13 protein-coding genes, 1 tRNA gene and 1 pseudogene are annotated in these 16,868 nt (G+C 42.2%); 13 read left to right on the plus strand and 2 right to left on the minus strand.

Annotated elements, in window-relative coordinates:
* The first annotated feature begins 109 nt into the window (after window positions 1-109).
* From pnp to bshB1, 6 genes are all read left to right on the plus strand, one after another.
* Complete coding sequence (pnp, locus tag BFP72_RS05360; protein ID WP_099598166.1) at window positions 110-2,251, plus strand: polyribonucleotide nucleotidyltransferase; 2,142 nt, start codon at window positions 110-112, stop codon at window positions 2,249-2,251.
* 92 nt (window positions 2,252-2,343) lie between these two features.
* Window positions 2,344-2,811: a hemerythrin domain-containing protein gene (locus BFP72_RS05365; RefSeq protein ID WP_099600690.1), complete on the plus strand. Its 468-nt coding sequence runs from the start codon at window positions 2,344-2,346 to the stop codon at window positions 2,809-2,811.
* Between the two features lie 198 nt (window positions 2,812-3,009).
* Window positions 3,010-3,873 (plus strand): RNA polymerase sigma factor RpoD/SigA, encoded by an 864-nt coding sequence (locus BFP72_RS05370; protein ID WP_099598167.1) that lies wholly within the window; start codon window positions 3,010-3,012, stop codon window positions 3,871-3,873.
* Window positions 3,874-3,991: 118 nt separating this feature from the next.
* Window positions 3,992-4,939: a thioredoxin-disulfide reductase gene (gene trxB, locus BFP72_RS05375; RefSeq protein ID WP_099598168.1), complete on the plus strand. Its 948-nt coding sequence runs from the start codon at window positions 3,992-3,994 to the stop codon at window positions 4,937-4,939.
* Window positions 4,940-4,953: 14 nt separating this feature from the next.
* On the plus strand, window positions 4,954-5,988 hold the full coding sequence (locus BFP72_RS05380) for a peptidoglycan DD-metalloendopeptidase family protein (RefSeq protein WP_255397158.1): 1,035 nt from the start codon (window positions 4,954-4,956) through the stop codon (window positions 5,986-5,988).
* Between the two features lie 21 nt (window positions 5,989-6,009).
* The gene (gene bshB1, locus BFP72_RS05385; protein ID WP_099598169.1) at window positions 6,010-6,726 is read left to right on the plus strand and encodes a bacillithiol biosynthesis deacetylase BshB1; all 717 of its coding nucleotides are present in this window, start codon (window positions 6,010-6,012) and stop codon (window positions 6,724-6,726) included.
* Window positions 6,727-7,118: 392 nt separating this feature from the next.
* Here bshB1 and BFP72_RS05390 read toward each other — a convergent pair.
* Together BFP72_RS05390 and BFP72_RS05395 are read right to left on the minus strand one after the other, a co-directional pair.
* Window positions 7,119-7,862 (minus strand): annotated as a pseudogene (locus BFP72_RS05390) (site-2 protease family protein); the annotation flags it as partial.
* Window positions 7,855-8,475 (minus strand): HAD family phosphatase, encoded by a 621-nt coding sequence (locus BFP72_RS05395; protein WP_158233295.1) that lies wholly within the window; start codon window positions 8,473-8,475, stop codon window positions 7,855-7,857. The gene BFP72_RS05395 and the pseudogene BFP72_RS05390, both read right to left, overlap by 8 nt.
* A gap of 79 nt (window positions 8,476-8,554) precedes the next feature.
* Between BFP72_RS05395 and BFP72_RS05400 the strand changes: the two genes are divergently transcribed.
* The 7 genes from BFP72_RS05400 (at window position 8,555) to BFP72_RS05425 (ending at window position 16,866) form a co-directional block, all read left to right on the plus strand.
* Window positions 8,555-8,628, plus strand: a tRNA-Ile gene (locus BFP72_RS05400).
* A gap of 852 nt (window positions 8,629-9,480) precedes the next feature.
* On the plus strand, window positions 9,481-12,546 hold the full coding sequence (locus BFP72_RS05405; protein WP_099598171.1) for a type I restriction endonuclease subunit R: 3,066 nt from the start codon (window positions 9,481-9,483) through the stop codon (window positions 12,544-12,546).
* 83 nt (window positions 12,547-12,629) lie between these two features.
* Complete coding sequence (locus tag BFP72_RS19440; RefSeq protein ID WP_369824146.1) at window positions 12,630-12,734, plus strand: GxxExxY protein; 105 nt, start codon at window positions 12,630-12,632, stop codon at window positions 12,732-12,734.
* Complete coding sequence (locus BFP72_RS05410; protein ID WP_369824017.1) at window positions 12,718-12,966, plus strand: GxxExxY protein; 249 nt, start codon at window positions 12,718-12,720, stop codon at window positions 12,964-12,966. Before BFP72_RS19440 ends, BFP72_RS05410 begins: the two co-directional genes overlap by 17 nt.
* A gap of 49 nt (window positions 12,967-13,015) precedes the next feature.
* On the plus strand, window positions 13,016-14,638 hold the full coding sequence (locus BFP72_RS05415) for a class I SAM-dependent DNA methyltransferase (protein ID WP_099598172.1): 1,623 nt from the start codon (window positions 13,016-13,018) through the stop codon (window positions 14,636-14,638).
* Window positions 14,631-15,983, plus strand: coding sequence for a restriction endonuclease subunit S (locus tag BFP72_RS05420; RefSeq protein ID WP_099598173.1), 1,353 nt, complete (start codon window positions 14,631-14,633; stop codon window positions 15,981-15,983). The genes BFP72_RS05415 and BFP72_RS05420 overlap by 8 nt, the downstream gene beginning before the upstream one ends.
* Complete coding sequence (locus tag BFP72_RS05425) at window positions 15,973-16,866, plus strand: ATP-binding protein (RefSeq protein ID WP_099598174.1); 894 nt, start codon at window positions 15,973-15,975, stop codon at window positions 16,864-16,866. Before BFP72_RS05420 ends, BFP72_RS05425 begins: the two co-directional genes overlap by 11 nt.
* Window positions 16,867-16,868 lie beyond the last annotated feature (2 nt).

The following is a 16,868-nucleotide window of genomic DNA, read 5'->3' on the forward strand; positions in this document are numbered from 1 at the left end:
AAAAAGGGAATTCTTACGGATTCCCTTTCTTGTTCTTTCTCACTCCATGTTAATTGAAATTTTGACATCACTCACACTCAATCATTAGTCAAAATTTAAAACATATTTTATGTCATTAAACGTAGTAAACAAGACCGTTAAGTTAAAGGACGGCAGAGAAATTACGATTGAAACCGGTAAATTGGCCAAGCAGGCTGATGGTTCTGTAGTTTTGAAAATGGGCAACACCATGTTGCTCGCGACTGTAGTGTCTGCTCCAGACGCTAAAGAAGACGTGGACTTCCTCCCGTTGTCTGTAGATTATCAAGAGAAGTTTGCTTCTGCTGGTAAGATTCCTGGAGGATTTTTGAAAAGAGAGGGTAGACTTTCTGACCAAGAAGTATTGATTTGTAGATTGGTAGATAGAGCTTTGAGACCTTTGTTCCCAGGTGATTATCACGCGGATACACAAGTTTTTATCCAGTTGATCTCTTTGGGAGAGGATGATCTTCCAGATGCATTGGCTGCATTTGCTGCTTCTGCTGCGATCGCTGTTTCTGACATTCCGTTCAACGGGCCTATTTCAGAAGTACGCGTGATCTTCAAAGATGGAGATTACCACATCAACCCAACGAAAACACAAATGGAAGGCGCTGAGCTAGACATGATCATAGCAGGTTCTGCTACAGAGATCATGATGGTGGAGGGCGAATTGCAAGAAGTGTCTGAAGACGTGATGATCGGAGCGATCAAAGCGGGACACGAGGCGATCAAAGACCAGTGTGCATTGCAGTCAGAGTTGGCTGAGGCGGTCGGAGCATCTGTCAAAAGAGAATACAACCACGAAACGCATGATGAAGCACTTGCTGCCGATATCAAAGCGAAGACCTACGACAAAGTGTACGCGGTAGCCAAAGAAGGTCTGGCGGACAAAAACTTGAGAAAGCAAAAATTCGGAGCAATCTATGACGAGTATGTAGAGGCGCTTCCAGAATTGCCAGAGGGCGAAGAGTATAGCACCTTCTTACTAAAGAAATATTACCACGATGTGGAAAAAGAAGCCATCAGAAATGTAGTGCTAGACACTAGAGTACGTCTCGATGGTCGTCAATTGGACGAGATCAGACCGATCTGGAGTGAAGTAGATTACTTGCCGTCAGCGCATGGCTCTGCGGTGTTTACGAGAGGGGAAACCCAGTCGTTGACATCTGTGACATTGGGTACCAAGATGGATCAGCAAATGATCGATGGAGCGGTACACTCTGGATACAACAAATTCATCTTGCACTACAACTTCCCTGGTTTCTCAACGGGTGAAGTAAGACCTAATAGAGGGCCTGGACGTAGAGAAGTAGGTCATGGTAACCTCGCTTGGAGAGCATTGAAGCCAATGTTGCCACCAGACGATGAAAATCCATACACGATCCGTGTAGTTTCTGATATCTTGGAATCAAACGGTTCGTCATCTATGGCGACTGTATGTGCAGGTGCGTTGGCACTCATGGATGCTGGTGTGCCGTTGAAGAAGCCTGTATCAGGTATCGCGATGGGTATGATTTCTGACCCTGTGACTGGAAAGTATGCCATCCTATCGGATATCTTGGGTGACGAAGATCACTTGGGTGACATGGACTTCAAAGTAACAGGTACTGCGGATGGTATTACTGCTTGTCAGATGGATATCAAAGTAGACGGGTTGTCTTACGAAGTATTGACCGAAGCGTTGATGCAAGCCAAAGCGGGTAGAGAGCATATCTTGGGAAAAATCACCGAGACATTGTCTGAGCCTAGAGCGGACTTGAAATCTCATGCGCCTAGATCTAAGGTCATCAGAATACCGAAAGAATTGATCGGTGCTGTGATCGGACCTGGCGGTAAGATCATTCAGGAAATCCAAAAAGAATCTGGTGCGACCATCGTAGTGGACGAGGATGACAAGAATGGTATCGTGAGCATATTCGCTACAGACGGCAATGCGATGGAGGATGCGGTTAGACGTGTCAACAACATCGTAGCAATGCCAGAAGAAGGTGAAATCTACGTCGGTAAAGTGAAGTCGATTCAGCCTTTCGGTGCATTCATTGAATTCATGCCTGGCAAAGACGGATTGCTACACATCTCTGAAATCAAATGGGAACGCGTCGAGAAAATGGATGGCGTCATGGAAGTAGGAGAGGAAGTGAAAGTCAAATTGATCGAGATCGACAAGAAGACGGGTAAATTTAGATTGTCTAGAAAAGCGATTCTTCCTAAGCCTGAGAAAAAGGACTAAGGATAGATCATATATAAAAATACAAAAGGTCATTCTTCGCAAGAGGAATGACCTTTTTTGTTAATTTGAATACAGAATCAAAACCGATGCCCATGATACATAAACCCATCAAAAGACACCCTTCCATTCAGCCTGTCAGTCGTGATCACCATCAGGGATTGCTGCTGTGCTGGAAAATTCGAGAAGGACTTAAAAAGGGAGTATCTGTCGAGCGCATCAAAGCGTATGTGGATTGGTTTTGGCTGCATCATTTGGTGCCACACTTTGAACTCGAAGAAAAGGCACTCTTCCCTATATTGGGAGGAGAACATGTACATGTGGTCAAGGTGCTTGCAGATCATACTAGACTCAAGACGTTGTTTGCCGCAGTAGATTGTAAGGAAGAACATCTACGGATGATCCAAAAGGAGTTGAATGATCATATTCGATTTGAAGAACGCGTGTTGTTCAACGAGATACAGGCTGTGGCCAGTCAAGAACAACTGGCGCGAATAGAGGTCGCACATGCTCAATACCATGTCGAGGAGGTCTGGACAGACGAATTTTGGTCTGTGCAGTAGGTTGTGAATAGGAGCATTAGGGAGTGGTTAGGTTCATGAAAACCGGGATGAGGTGTTTTTATGTGTGTTTGCAGTTGAAAGATTGATCTTTTTCAGAAGAGAAATAAAAGGAATTCTCTTCAATTTGTGAAATTCAGGAAATGACTATATTACTGGAAAATATTGATCACTAAGTTATTAACATCAAAACCAGCATCGATGCGTCAGCTTAAAATCACCAAACAGATCACCAACCGCGAGAGTCCCAGTCTCGAAAAATACCTTTCGGAAATCAGCAAAGTGGAATTGATTTCAGCCGAGCAAGAGGTACTCCTTGCGCAGCGAATCAAAGAAGGAGATACGGTGGCTTTGGAGAAACTGATCAGGGCCAACCTGAGGTTTGTGATTTCAGTAGCCAAGCAATATCAAAACCAGGGATTGACTTTAGGAGATTTGATCAATGAGGGGAATTTGGGATTGATCAAAGCTGCACAACGCTTTGATGAGACGCGAGGGTTCAAGTTTATATCCTATGCTGTATGGTGGATTAGACAGTCGATTTTGCAAGCTCTGGCAGAGCAGGCTCGGATAGTGCGTCTGCCACTCAATCGAGTTGGTTCTATATCCAAAATATCCAAGGCATTTGCCGAATTGGAACAACACTATGAGAGGGAACCCACCAATGAAGAGATCGCGGAGATGTTGGCTTTGTCTGTAGATGACGTGATCTTGGCAATGCGTAATTCGGGCAAGCATGTGTCTATGGATGCTCCATTCGCTGGAGGAGAAGAGAGTAATCTACTCGATGTGATGGCCGATGAGTCAGAAAAAGACCCTGACGATCAGTTGGAAGTAGATTCGCTGAAGAGTGAAGTGAAGCGTGTATTGTCTACATTGACTCACCGTGAATCTCAAGTGCTAAATTACTACTTTGGATTAGAGGACGGACACCCGTTGACACTCGACGAAATTGGTCACCGTATTGAGTTGACTCGGGAGCGAGTCAGGCAAATCAAGGAAAAGGCCATTCGTCGTTTGCGACATACGACCAAGACTCAGAGTCTTCGTGTGTTTTTGGGTTAAGATTGATCGATAAATTCAATATCCTATGAACTTTTTTTGATGGGATTTGTTCTGCATTTGGTGAACTGAAAATCTATATTTGCGTTCATCAAGAAAGACAATTTCAAGCGTAGAAATAATGACAGAGGAAAAAGTAAAAGTACTAATCATAGGTTCGGGTCCAGCAGGGTATACGGCTGCTATTTATGCATCGAGAGCAGGGTTAAATCCTGTTTTGTATACAGGTGGTGAGCCTGGAGGACAGCTGACAACTACCAACGACGTAGAGAATTTTCCTGGGTATCCAGAAGGAATCAATGGTCCGGCTATGATGACAGACCTACAGAAGCAAGCGGAGAGATTTGGAACTGATATACGATACGGTTTGGTCACTTCGGTAGACTTTTCTTCTTACCCACACAAGGTTGTCGTGGATGAAAAACATGAAGTTACAGCTGAAGCAGTGATTATTTCGACTGGTGCTAGTGCACAATACCTCGGCCTAGAATCGGAAAAGAGACTGATGAATGTGGGGGTGTCAGCTTGTGCGGTATGCGATGGTTTTTTCTATAAAGGAAAAGATGTAGCTGTCGTAGGAGGTGGAGATACCGCTGCTGAGGAGGCGACTTACTTGGCTAATATCTGCCCTAAAGTATACTTGCTCGTCCGTAGAGACGAAATGAGAGCGTCACTCATTATGCAAGAAAGAGTGAAAAACACCAAAAATATTGAGATCCTTTGGAATACTTCTACAGAAGAAATCCTAGGGGAAAACGAAGTAGAAGGCATGCGTGTTGTCAACAATGTGACAGGAGAGAAGAAGGATATTGCTTTGAGTGGATTCTTCGTAGCGATTGGTCACAAACCGAATACTGAGATATTCAAAGAGTATTTGGATACGGACGAGGCGGGGTACTTGATCGTCGAGCCTGGTACGACCAAGACCAAAGTCGAAGGTGTATTTGTGACGGGGGATGCGGCAGATAAAGTCTACCGACAGGCAGTGACTGCAGCAGGGACAGGATGTATGGGAGCGCTAGATGCAGAGCGTTTTTTGGCTGCTAAGGAGTTCGAAGCAGCACAATAAGATAGTTTTATAGCATGAGAAGAAGTGTAATTGTAGGCTTCTTTCTTTTCTTATGCATATCATCAGAATCCTTTGGTCAGGAGAATAACCGGCGAAAGGATTTTTTTCGTTTTAGAAATAAGAAAATAGAGAGCAGTTTTGACCCAGACACGGTCAATGTGGTAGAGGAAGATTGGTTTGCACTCGATGAGTCCTATTTGGATAGCCTAGCTTGGGAAGAGGAGCAAGTCCTCGTCGAACAGCAAATGATGACAGCTGCGAAGGAGGACTCTAACCAACTGGTGTTGTTTTACAACACACCAGTAGAGGTGTCAGAGCAGTTGTACATCGATTCGGTATGGGTGACTATTCGTGAGTACTATAGCCTTTGGAGTGCCAACAAGATCAATCCTTATGAGTTGGATGGAGAGAAATTTGCAGACACGGTTCGGTTGCCGCTGGTGTACAAGAATCCAGAATTGGATTGGTGTATGCCTTTGGAGAAAATGGAGGTGACTTCTCCGTTTGGTTTGCGGCGATGGAAGTGGCACTATGGCGATGATTTACGTCTCAATGTCGGGGATTCTGTGCGGTCGGCTTTTGACGGTATTGTACGTTTGGCGCGCTACGACCGCTATGGTTATGGACACTATATCCTCGTGCGACACTACAATGGACTGGAGACACTCTACGGACATCTCAGTAAGCGTCTCGTAGAACCAGGCGATATCCTAAAGGCAGGTGATGTACTCGGTTTGGGTGGTAGCACGGGGCGAAGTACTGGCCCGCATTTGCATTTTGAGGCACGCTACCAAGGCAATGCGATCACTCCCTCAGAGATATTTGATTTTGAGTCTTTGTCGTTGCGAAGCGAAGAACTAGAAATCAATGCATCTACCTTCTCGTACTTGACAGAAGCGCGCAAGATTCGTTTTCACCGGGTTCGGAGTGGAGATACCTTGAGTGGGATCAGTTATCGATATGGGATTTCAATTAGCAAAATTTGCAGATTGAATGGAATCAGCCGAAATTCAATTTTGCGCATTGGGCAACGGTTGCGGATTACTTGATGAAGGCTTAAAGAATAGACTATGAAATTGGATGTATTGGTTTTTGCAGCACACCCAGATGATGCTGAATTGGCTTGTGGAGGCACGCTATTGTCTTTGGCGGCACAAGGCAAGAAAGTAGGGGTCGTGGATTTTACTCGTGGCGAAATGGGTACACGAGGGACTCCAGAGATTCGTGAGGCTGAATCAGCTGCAGCCTCAGAGATATTAAGGCTGACTGTTCGAGAAAACCTAGGGTTCAAGGATGTCTATTTTCAAAATGATGAGGAGCATGTATTGGCAGTGGTTGAGAAGATTCGTCAGTACCAGCCTCAGACTATTTTGGCGAATGCCCTCTCTGACAGACATCCTGATCATGGCAAAGCGGCGGAAGTAGTCAAACGAGCCTTGTTTTGGGCGGGGCTCCAGAAGATCGAAACGAGTCATGACGGAGAGTCTCAACCCATTTGGCGAGCACAAAATATGTATCATTACATTCAGACGGATTGGCACAAACCCGATTTCGTGGTGGATGTGTCCGAGTATTGGGACCGACGCATGGATGCGGTACGGGCATTCAAGTCTCAGTTTTTTACCCCTGGAGGTGAAGAAAGCAATACATTAATCTCTTCACCGGAATTCATGGAACTGCTCGAGGCGAGAGGGCGAGAGTTCGGGATGTCGATTCGCTGCAAGTACGGCGAAGGGTTCGTGACAGACAGAGCACTGGGAGTCTCTGACTTGTTGTCGTTGCTTTGAATCTCGATGATATCAAAGGGTTTTGGGCTAAAACAGAGGATAAATACACCGATGGAGATCCATCCTAAGAAGATACGTTTGGCATCTAGCGGCCTGTCAAGCAACACGGGCGGGTGATAAATGCCTAAAAAACGACCCAGTACAAACGAAAAGACAAGCCACCCTGAATACCCTTCTACCCGAGGAAAGAAATATACTGTCGCTAGCTGCAAGGAGAATACTCCGAGTGCATACATGATTCGTTCTGTTCGGTGCTCTGTGAACCGGTAGAGGCAAAAGTAGAGGAAGCCAAGGTATAGAAGTTCGTCTAGCATCCATGGAGAAATATCGTAGGGTGTCATCAGGCCGAGTCCCGCATAGTACATCAGAGCAAGAAAAAACACCTGAGAGAATATTCGATGATTTTTGGGGCCAATCAGGCCATATAGGATGTGCCCGCCATCCAACTGACCAATCGGTAGGAGGTTGAGTGCGGTGAAAAATAGTGCGAGATAGCCTGCAAACAAGTAGGGGTAATGAATCATTTCGTAGCTATGTGGCAAGAGAGTAGGGTCAGATACGACGAAGTGTTCAAAGAAACTGAATAGCAGATTGGGCCCTAAAACCATCACAGAAAGATCTCGATCCGTATAGGCATGTGATGGGTAGTCTGCTCCCCATTGGGCATAGTCTGGATGAATCTCGTAGAGGTAATCCAAGTCTGGCAAGTGCGTAAATCCATAAAATAGCACTAGAAGAGCAATGACAAAGCCTGCCAATGGTCCTGCGACCCCAATGTCGAAGTATTTTTTGCGACTGTCTACTCGGTCTTTGATTTTGATGAAAGCACCCATGGTGCCGATCGAAGGCCCTCCAAGAAAACCGAGCCACAACGGGATGTAGTACGGGAGAGTGACTTTGACTTTGTGGTACTGCGCCATGAAATAGTGCCCAAACTCGTGCACCGTGAGAATGAGTAGGAAAGGAATCGAAAAGGTCAATCCTGTGAAGAAGTCAGACCAGCCTACCGTGTCTTCGCCGTAGAGTAGAGACTTGCCACTGGTCCATTCGGCACCAGAGATGGTGGTGGTGATCAGCGTAGTGACGAAGAGTCCGATTTGAATGAGGACTTGTTTGTTGGTTTTGAAATCAAACACGAGATTCTAGTTTAAATATTTCGTCTGGATATGAGATGTGCATGGTTTGTATACCTACTGAAGCAGCCCCCTTTAAGTTCTCGAGTTTGTCGTCTAGGAAAAGACAACCTGCAGCAGACTGTCCAGACAATTCCAAGACTTTCTCGTAAATGTCCATATTGGGCTTGCGTAGATGAAGTCGATGGGAGAAATAGACTTCATGAGCAAAATCATCCAAGCAGGGTTTGCCACTCACTTCGAGGAGTGTTTGGTTGAAGGCTGATTCATGGATGGCGTTGGTATTGCTAAGGATGCAGATTTTATACGTCTTTTGGAGCTTGATCATCCATTCTAGTCGACGCAGAGGGATGTTTCCAAGCATGGCATTCCAGGCCCGATCGATTTCGTGATCAGTGGCCTGAGGAGTGTCTAGGATCTCACGGATATAGGCTCTGAACTCATCACTCGGTATCAGCCCCATTTCATACTGTTTGAACGTATCGGATTCTTGGTAGTATTTGACCACTTCGGTGATATCCTTGCCAGACAGTTGAGCGAACGCTTCTACGGTTGCCTTCTCGTTGAGGTCGATGATGACACCTCCAAGATCGAAAATTATTGTATTGATATTCAAAAGAAATGTTTGTGTAATGTTTGGCAAATATGTAACATTGCACTCCCAAATTCAAGGTGGTCGTAAATACTATTTTGAAGGGCCTATAGCTCAGTTGGTTAGAGCACCTGACTCATAATCAGGTGGTCCCTGGTTCGAGCCCAGGTGGGCCCACATTTTCCCCTTATATCTCGAATATAAGGGGATTTTTATTTTCACATAACTATTTTCTTCTCCCTGAAACCCTAAATAGGGAGATGGAATTCAATTTCATTGTTTGATACCCCATTAAATTTTAATTAGTAATTTTTGAGAAAAGTCTCACTTTTTAACAATTGCATTTTCTCAGAGTTTCGAAAAGCTTTTGACCCAACCTGACGATGCTAAGCTAAGAGTGAATTAAAAATGATCAGTAACAAGAAGTCTCAAATCAACCACAGTACATAAACAGCCCCCGGGGGTCTTTTTTATTTTCGAATTTTTGACGGCTACCTCATTTAACAGTTATACATTCTATATGAAAAAGGGCTTTTTAGCAGAAAGGGAATGCTTTTTGTAAGCCCAAACGGGCTTGGTATTATATATTAACTTCCAATTGATATGATCACAGATTCCTTTCATTGAATACCCAAACTATAAGGATTTATTTTCCAGATTAGTAACAGGTTTGTGCATACGTTTTCTGTTATTTCTCTAGTAATAATTGATACTTACATTGGTTTTTTCCAAATTGGTGAAGCATTTTGAGAATAATAACTTAGACTTGAAATGTCTTGTCCAAATTCAGTTTCAGGTGTTATTATAACTAGAACTAAAGGAATGTGAATTCATACTACATCAATTCTTATAATAATTGGAGTCAAACAGTTTCATCTATTGACGATACTGACTATCATGGAGTTTTAATAAATTCATGAATCTCTATCACGTCGAGGCTCAAAGAAGATTGTTAGATCCTCTCAACAATATTTTATTAACAATAATTTTAAGAATACATCAGAAGCTAATTGAACCAACCGAACATTAATGAAATTCAACGAAGACTCAAGAGTAAAGATCCCGTCCATTCTCCACCTGATCAGGTTGGGATATGAGTATTTATCCTTGAAGAGTGCTAAGTGGGATGAAGACACCAACATCTTCACTGATATATTTAATGAAAGAATTGCACGCATCAATCCTGAGATGGACGCTGGCGATATCAAAAGACTTTATGATGAAGTGTCTTTGACCCTTGAAAATGAAGATCTAGGGAAAGCATTTTATGAGAAGCTTATTGATCGATCTGGAGAAAGATTGATCGACTTTGAGGACTTTGATAATAATTCATTTCATGTGGTCACTGAGTTGACCTATAAGAAGGATGATGATGAATTTAGACCAGATATTATTCTGCTGATTAATGGTATGCCTTTAGTGTTTATAGAGGTGAAGAAACCAAATAATCGTGATGGTATTCTAGCTGAGCGAGATCGGATCAATACGAGATTCCAAAATAAGAAATTTCGCAAGTTTGTAAACCTCACTCAGCTCATGGTATTTTCCAATAACATGGAATATGATGATCTAGATCCTGAACCTCTGCAAGGCGCATACTATGCCTCCACTTCGTATGGCAAGCCGATGTTCAACTACTTTAAAGAAAAGAAGAAATTTGACTTAGGTAGTATACTAAAATCACTGAGTGATGAAGAGGAAGATTTTGTACTCAAGGATACCAATTACATCAGTATCAAGCATGCGCCTGAATTTCAAACCAACAAGAATCCTGACACACCAACCAACAGAGTAAGCACTTCTCTATTTAGTCGAGATCGTTTATCCTTTATGCTTCAGTATGCTTTAGCCTATGTGAAGGAGCAGAAGGGACTGGAAAAGCATGTGATGCGTTATCCGCAAATATTTGCAACCAAGGCCATAGAAGCTACTTTGGAATCGGGTATCAAGAAAGGAATCATCTGGCACACGCAAGGCAGTGGCAAGACCGCCTTGGCTTATTACAATGTGGGCTATCTCACAGATTACTATCAAAAGAAATCAATCATACCAAAATTCTATTTCATCGTGGATCGATTAGATCTATTGATACAAGCTGGGAGAGAATTTAAAAGCCGAGGATTGATTGTACACAACGTCAATTCAAAAGAGGAGTTTGCTAAAAATATCAAATCAACTACAGCTCTCCATAATGCCTCGGGCAAGCCAGAAATTACTGTAGTCAATATTCAAAAGTTTGAAAACGATCCTGATGTGGTTAGGAATACGGATTATAATCTGAATATCCAGCGTGTCTACTTCTTGGATGAAGTGCATCGTAGTTATAACCCAAAAGGAAGTTTCTTGGCTAACCTCAAAGAGTCAGATCCAAATTCTGTCAAAATAGGACTAACAGGTACGCCACTACTGGGACAAGATTTCAATTCTAGAGCACTATTCGGTGACTATATACATAAGTATTACTACAATGCATCTATAGCTGATGGCTATACTTTGCGGCTTATTCGTGAAGAGATAGAGACCAGTTATAAGATGACGATGATTGAAGCCTTGAAGGAGATTGAAATCTTGAAAGGCAATGCAGATAAGAAGATGATCTATGCACATCGAAAGTTTGTGGAGCCAATGCTTGACTATGTAGTTACTGATTTTGAAAAGAGTCGTTTGACTTTGGATGATCCTAGTATTGGAGGAATGGTCGTTTGTGATTCTTCTGATCAGGCCAAGATGATGTATGAAATATTCAGTGAGACGTATGCTGAATCGGAGGCAGAACTATTACAGGCGGCAGATCCAGTAGAGAGGTACGGAGACAAACGAAAAAGAGACATCAAGGTAAAAAGTGCAGCCGTCATTCTTCATGATATTGGTACTAAGGAAGACCGAAAAGATAAAGTAGAGGATTTCAAAGAAGGAAAGATTGATTTACTATTTGTCTACAATATGTTGCTCACTGGCTTTGATGCCAAGCGATTGAAAAAACTATATATCGGTCGAGTGATCAAGTCGCACAACTTGCTGCAAACCTTAACTAGAGTCAATAGAACCTATAAGGATTTCAGGTACGGCTATGTGGTGGACTTTGCCGATATCAAAAGTGAATTTGACAAAACCAACAAGGCATATTTTGATGAACTCCAATCAGAGCTAGGTGATGAGATGGAGCACTATTCCAACCTGTTTAAATCTCAGGAAGAAATAGAAGAGGAGATACACCAAATTAAGGATGCACTCTTTCATTTTGATACGCTGAATGCAGAAGTGTTTTCTCAGCAGATCACTCAGATCCAAGATCGAAAGCAGATGTTGGAGATTACCAAGGCTTTGAATGCTGCTAAGAGCCTTTACAATCTGATTCGTTTGTCTGGTAACTATCAACTACTGGAGAAACTAGATTTTAAAAAGCTCACGGTGCTTTCGAGAGAAGCCAACAACCACTTGGCTTTGATCAATAAAAAGGAAGCATTGGAGTCGGGTGCAGATACCAACAACCTACTCAATGTAGCACTGGAAGACATCTTGTTTGCTTTTACTAAAATTTCTGAAGAGGAGATGATCTTGGCTGATCAATTGAAAGACACTTTGCGTAGAACTAGAGAAAATCTAGGTGGCAATTTTGATCCTGCTGATCCAGTGTTTGTCAGTTTGAAGGAGGAGCTGGAGCGATTGTTTAAAAAGAAAAACCTAAGTGAAATCTCTCAAGGAGAGATGATTGAAAATATAGATGCTCTGAATGCCATCAATGATCAGGCGAAAGAATTGGAACGCAAAAACCAACTACTGAGAGCCAAGTATGACTATGATGAAAAGTACGCTCGATTGCACAAAAGGCTGATGGAAAAGGATCCTTTGACTGATAGTGAAAGTAAGCTATTTGAAGCCTTGCAAGGTTTGAAAAAGGAGGTAGATTTGAAAATTCTTGAGAATTCCAAGATGTTGGAGAACGAGAATTTTGTAGAGAAGATGACGATGAAATTGGTGATAGATCAATTGAAAAACAAGCATCACATCAATCTAGATCCTGCTACTACAAGACGAGTGAATGGATTGCTGGTGAAAGAGTATATGAATGAATTTTATGGTAAAGTGGCTTAGGTGGTCTGAATCAGGATTGTTAGGATTATTGGATTAACAAGATGACTTTAGATGAGGTAACTTATAAAATCAATGGCTGTGCGATGAAGGTACATAATACGCTTGGTAATGGCTTTCAGGAAGTTATTTATCAAAGGTGTCTTGCACTGGAGTTGGAAAAGGCAGGCTTGCTTGGGATTCGAACGTGAATGTGAACACACAATTTATTATGAAGGCGTTGATGTTGGTACACGAAGAGCAGATTTTGTGGTGGAAGGTGAAGTTGTGGTGGAGCTTAAAGCACTAATAAAATTGGAAGATGTGCATTTGGCACAGGCAAAAAATTATGTGGTAGCATATCAGAAGAAAGTTGGATTATTGATCAATTTTGGAGCCAGGAGCTTAGAGTTTAAGAAAATATTCAATCCAAAAAATCCTTAAATCAAGGTAATCCTGATTCAGACAAATAATAGAGAGGTAGCAAGATAGAATGACGAAGACAGTAGAATTTGAGAAGCAGACCAAGCAACTGATAGACGGGTTGAAGAGTGTATGTGCCAACTATGGCTTGGGCAATGACGGCAATGAGTTCAAGATCATCACACAAGTATTTTTATACAAATTCCTCAATGACAAATTCGTGCATGAGGTAAAGAAACTGGATGATAAAATAGCCAAAGCCGACGACTGGGAAGCAGTACTTAGATCTTATCCAGATGATGACTATGAGATGCTCATGATGCAGATGAGTGCCAGCACGGCCAGCATCAAACCCAGTCAGTTTATCTCTAGTCTGTATGAACGACAGAATGAACCCAATTTTGCAGATATATTTGACAACACCTTATTGGATATTGCCAAGGAGAACAGTGATATCTTCTCTGTACTGACTGCTGGTGGAGAGCGAGTGGTATTGTTCGAAAACTTGAGCAAGTATGTGACTGATGATCGGGATGAGTTTTGTAAGGCACTGGTCAACAAGCTGGTCAACTTTAGCTTCGAGCACATTTTTCATGAGAAATTCGACTTCTATGCCACTATCTTCGAGTACCTGATCAAAGACTACAATACCAACAGTGGAGGTAAATATGCTGAGTACTTCACCCCTCATGCGGTAGCCAAGATCATGGCCAGATGTCTGGTGCATGGCACACCTAAAAGTGTGACCTGTTTTGATCCAAGTGCAGGATCGGGATCGCTACTCATGAACTTAGCACATCAGATAGGTGAAGATAAATGTACTATCTACTCTCAGGATATCTCGCAAAAATCATCGAGTCTGCTCAGACTCAATCTGATCTTGAATGACTTGGTGCATTCCATTCCTCACATCGTGAAAGGCAATACCATCCTAGAGCCTTATCACAAGGAAAAAGACGGATCACTTCAGAAATTCGACTATATCGTATCTAATCCGCCGTTTAAGCTGGATTTTTCAGATTTCAGTGTAGACTTGGATACCAAAGCCAACAACGTCCGATTCTTTGCTGGCATACCTAAGGTACCAGCCAAGAAGAAGGAATCCATGGCGATTTACTTGATGTTTCTCCAGCACATTATGCATGTGTTGAAGGATAAAGGCAAGGCTGCTATCGTAGTGCCAACTGGGTTTATCACTGCACAGAGCGGGATAGATAAAAAGATCAGGCAAAAGCTGGTAGAAGACAAAATGCTGGCAGGAGTAGTGAGTATGCCGTCCAACATCTTTGCCAATACAGGTACCAACGTGAGTATCCTCTTCTTGGACAAAGAAAACAAAGAGGAGGTAGTCTTGATCGATGCATCCAACCTCGGTGTGACAGTTAAGGAAGATAAGAACCAAAGGACAGTCTTGACCCCTCAGGAAGAAGATCAAATCATCAATACTTTCAACGCTAAGGAGGCAGTCGATGACTTCTCTGTAGTAGTGAGCTATGAGGACATAACGGCCAAAAACTACTCCCTAAGCGCAGGGCAATACTTCGAGGTGAAGATCGAATATGTGGATATTTCACATGATGAGTTTACGGCTAAGATGAAAGGTTTTGAGGACTCTTTGAAAGGGTTGTTTGGAGAATCGAAGGAATTGGAGAAAGAGATTGAGACGAATTTAGAGCAAATTAAATATGTATAAGATTGCCCTAAATACTATATCCAAGAAAATCTCAAGTGGCTTAACACCACTGCGTTCTAATCCTGATTTTTGGGACTCTCAAGATATTCCATGGGTGAAAACGGAACAACTCGGTGTAAAGCATATTTATGATTCTAATGAAAAGGTTTCAAAACTAGTTTTTGAAAAGACGGGCTTGAAATTAAACCCAAAAAACACCCTTTCAATTGCAATGTATGGGGAAGGGAAAACTAGAGGAAGTGTGTCTATCCTTAAAAAGGAAATGACGACTAATCAAGCGTGTTGTAATGTGGTAATCGATTCCAAAAAGGCTGATTATGAATATGTTTATTACTTTCTAAAAACACAGTATCATCAATTAAGGAATTTGTCATCAGGAGTGAGGAAAAACCTTAACTCTAATGACATTAAAAATTTTGAAATTGGATTACCTGACTCCATTTCTGAGCAAAATAAAATCGCCAAAGTCCTCTCCGATCTAGACGCAAAAATAGAACTCAACAACAAGATCAATGCGGAGTTGGAGGGGATGGCGAAGTTGCTGTACGACTACTGGTTTGTGCAGTTCGATTTCCCTATCTCCGAAGCATATGCTTCTTCGATAGGCAAGCCAGAGCTCAAAGACAAGCCCTACAAGTCCTCTGGTGGCGCTATGGTCTACAATGAGCAGTTGAAAAGAGAGATCCCTGAGGGGTGGGATGTTGGAACACTTCTAGATATAGCGAATTTCACTAATGGGATTGCTTGTCAGAAATATAGACCTCATGAAGGTGAAGAGTCATTAAGAGTCATTAAAATTAGAGAGATGGGTGATGGGTTTACAGACAAATCTGAATTTGTTTCTAAATCAATACCTGAGAAAGTCATTGTTTTTAATGGTGATGTTTTGTTTTCTTGGTCAGCTACTTTAGATGTAAAAATTTGGACAGGTGGAATTGGTGGATTGAATCAGCACATTTTTAAAATTACTTCGTCCAACTATCCAAGGACATATTACTATTTTGAGATACTTCAATATCTGCAACATTTCAAAATGATTGCTGAGTTGAGAAAAACTACAATGGGTCACATTACTCAAGATCACCTGAAACAGAGCAGAATAGTAATTCCTCCCTTGAATTTGATAAATAACCTACATGAGCAAATTGATCCAATTATTAATAAAACAGTAGTTGCGTCAGAAGAAAACCAAAAGCTGTCAGAGTTGCGGGATTGGTTGTTGCCGATGCTGATGAATGGTCAGGTGAGGGTGGGGGAAGGGTTGTCTGCATCGGGATTTTCAGGATTAGTGGATGATCAGGATTTGAGTATGGCTGCTGAGGATAGGGGGGAGTATGGCCAATGAAAAGGTAATATATGTTGCCCCTCAAGTGATGAGCAAGCATGACGGCTACACTCACCTCATGACGTTGTACGAATCGGCCAGGCAGGAACCGTCCGATTCTATAGTTTTCGACTTCACCTATACCACATGGTTTGAGGCTAATCTTTCGGCAGTGCTAGGCGCCATTTGCGAGTTGCTTACTAATCAGGGTAAACATGTCGTGGTAGGCGGGTGCAATTATGCTATTCAAGATGTGCTTCAGAGAAATAGGTTCTTATGTGAGTTTGGATATGAGCCCAAGAGAGATATTCACCAGACCATGGTTGCATACACCAGATTCAATCCTAATGAAGGAGATCGGTTTCTAGAATATATCAAAAACAAGTTGTTGGCCAAGCCAGACTTTCCGAGTCATAGTCCCAATCTAGGGAAAAAAATCAGGGAAAGTATTTTTGAATTATATGAAAATGCCAGAACCCATGGATTGTGCGAGCAGATACATGCATGTGGACAGTATTTTCCTCGTAAGGACAATATCAAGCGATTAGACCTGTCTATTGTAGACATGGGGCAGTCGATTAAGTACAATGTCAACAATTATCTCGGAAGTCAGATGACTGGCAGTGAGGCGATAGAATGGGCACTGAAATATGGAAACACCACTAAAACAGGTGATATTTCAGGAGGGTTAGGACTAGATATTATGTTTCAGTTTATCAAATTGAATCAGGGAAAAGTACAGATTATTTCGTCTGATGGGTATTGGGAATACAGAAGAGGGGAGGTAAGAATGCTCGATTTCGATTTGAGTTTTCCGGGTACGATCGTCAATATTGAGTTCAATCTATCCGATACACACGACTACTACCTAGAAGGAGAAATATCACTAGACGATATTTTTTAGTA

The sequence above is a fragment of the Reichenbachiella sp. 5M10 genome (assembly GCF_002742335.1).
In the GTDB taxonomy this organism is placed as follows: Bacteria; Bacteroidota; Bacteroidia; order Cytophagales; family Cyclobacteriaceae; genus Reichenbachiella.